3 protein-coding genes are annotated in these 2,039 nt (G+C 71.3%); all 3 read left to right on the top strand.

The genetic code is table 11. The features are described 5' to 3' along the window. Nucleotides 1-487, top strand: a 487-nt coding sequence (locus VGR37_16395; GenBank protein HEV2148987.1) for a DNA-3-methyladenine glycosylase, incomplete at its 5' end; no start/stop codon positions are given. A 6-nt stretch (nucleotides 488-493) separates the two neighbouring features. Continuing rightward, complete coding sequence (locus VGR37_16390; protein ID HEV2148986.1) at nucleotides 494-1,273, top strand: inositol monophosphatase family protein; 780 nt, start codon at nucleotides 494-496, stop codon at nucleotides 1,271-1,273. Nucleotides 1,274-1,366: 93 nt separating this feature from the next. Then, a complete protein-coding gene (locus VGR37_16385; GenBank protein HEV2148985.1) occupies nucleotides 1,367-1,582 on the top strand; it encodes a dodecin in 216 nt (71 codons plus the stop codon). The last annotated feature ends 457 nt before the right edge of the window (nucleotides 1,583-2,039 follow it).

Raw genomic sequence — 2,039 nt, 5'->3', positions numbered from 1 at the left:
GCGGTGCGTGGCCGAGGTCGTGGAGACCGAGGCGTACACCGGCCCGGAGGACGAGGCGTCCCACGCCCACGAGCGCTTCGGGAAGACGGCGCGGAACGCGGCGATGTTCGGCGCGCCCGGGACCGCCTACGTGTACCGCATCTACGGGATGCACTGGTGCCTGAACGTGGTCACCGGCCCCGTTGGATTTCCCGCCGCGGTCCTCCTGCGCGCGGCGCGCCCGCTGGGCGGGACGGAGGCCATGCGCGAGCGGCGCCCCGGGCGCGCGGACCGCGACCTGCTGCGCGGTCCCGGGAACCTCTGCCGCGCGCTGGGAGTGACCGGCGAGCACAACCTCCACCTCCTCGGCGGCCCGCCGCTCTGGCTGGCACGCGGCGAGCCCGTCGGCGACGCGGCGGTCGCGGTGGGGCCGCGGATCGGGATCAGCCGCGCGGCCGAGGCGCCGCTCCGCTACTGGGTCCGGGGGGACCCGCACGTGTCCAGGTAGAACCGGATGAGAGACAGAGACGACCTGATGGAGTTCGCCGTCCGCCTCGCGGGCAGCGCGGGGGCGATCACGCTCGACCACTTCGGCAGCGTGGCGGTGGAGACGAAGGGCGACGGCAGCGAGGTCACCGTCGCGGACCGCGCCGCCGAGGAGTTCGTGCGCAGCTCGCTCCGGGAGGCGTTCCCGGACGACGGGATCGTGGGCGAGGAGGGGGAGGACGTGCCCTCGAAGAGCGGCCGCCGCTGGATCGTGGACCCCATCGACGGGACGCGCTCCTTCGCCTGCGGGGTCCCGCTCTACGCGGTGCTCGTCGCGCTGGAGGAGGAAGGGCGCCCGACTCTGGGCTGCTGCCACTTCCCCGTGCTGGGGGAGACGCTGGTCGCCGCGCGGGGGGCGGGGGCGTGGCACAACGGGCGCCCCGCCAGGGTCTCGGAGTGCGACGACCTGGCCGCCGCGCGGATGGTGACCTCGGGCTTCGAGTACTGGCGCGACCGCTCCACGGACGAGCACCGCGCGGGGTTCGACCGGCTCGTGAAGGCGACCCGCTTCTCCCGCACCTGGGGCGACGCCTACGGCTACCTGCTGGTGGCGGTCGGGCGCGTGGACCTGCTGGTGGACCCCATCTGCGGCTCGTACTGGGACTACGCGCCCATGATCCCCATCTTCGAGGAGGCGGGCGGGCGGATGACCACCTTCACCGGTGAGCCGCTCTCGGCGTGGAGCAGCGTGGTCGCCGCGAACCCGGCGCTGCACGCCGCCGCTTCACGCGTCCTCGGCTCCGGCTGAGCTGTCCGCCCACGCGGTTGGAACGTCCCTTGCCGGACCCTCCGGTCGGCCCGGACGCGGGGTTCGGGACGGTCACGAGACCCGGGAGGAACGATGTCGGTGTACAAGTCGCTGGAGCTGGTCGGGACGTCCGCGCAGAGCTTCGACGATGCGGCTCGCGTCGCGGTGAAGCGCGCGGGCGAGTCCATGCGGGACCTGGAGTGGATGGAGGTCGTGGAGCAGCGCGGCTACATCAACGGCGGAGAGATCAACGAGTTCCAGGTGAAGGTCCGCGTCTGGTTCAAGCTGGAAGGGGGCCAGGGCCAGTAAGCCGCACGCGTAGAGGGATCGAACGGGCCGCATCGCCGAGGGGCGGTGCGGCCCGTCGAACTGTTTCCGCAATGCGGGCTCTGACCCGTCCGAGGGCCGCTGGCGGGAGTGTGTTCGAAATGTCCCTGCAACGGGGGAGTTCCGGGACGTTGGCACCCCTGGCGAGTGCGAATAGATTGGTCGCATGAGCCTGCGAGTCGAATGGGACCCGGTGAAGGCGGAAGCGAACCACTTCAAGCATGGCGTGTCGTTTTCGGAGGCGGCTACCGTGCTTGGCGATCCGCTCTCGGTGTCGCTTCCTGATCCGGACCACTCGTTAGAAGGCTGTTGAAAAAAGGCGCGCCGCCAGGGGCTGGGCAGTAGATTGGGCGCATCGCTCGGAGGCTCGTTCCCCCGGACCGGAGTCGACATGCTCGGACGCAACTCCTCGCAACCAGCCCTCTTCCAGATGGTGGAC

The organism is Longimicrobiaceae bacterium, assembly GCA_035936415.1.
Lineage (GTDB): Bacteria > Gemmatimonadota > Gemmatimonadetes > Longimicrobiales > Longimicrobiaceae > JAFAYN01.
This window is presented reverse-complemented; position numbering and strand designations above follow the sequence as displayed.

Coding starts and splice junctions, on each gene's coding strand:
- VGR37_16390 (HEV2148986.1), top strand. CDS start 494: ATGAGAGACAGAGACGACCTGATGGAGTTCGCCGTCCGCCTCGCGGGC.
- VGR37_16385 (HEV2148985.1), top strand. CDS start 1,367: ATGTCGGTGTACAAGTCGCTGGAGCTGGTCGGGACGTCCGCGCAGAGC.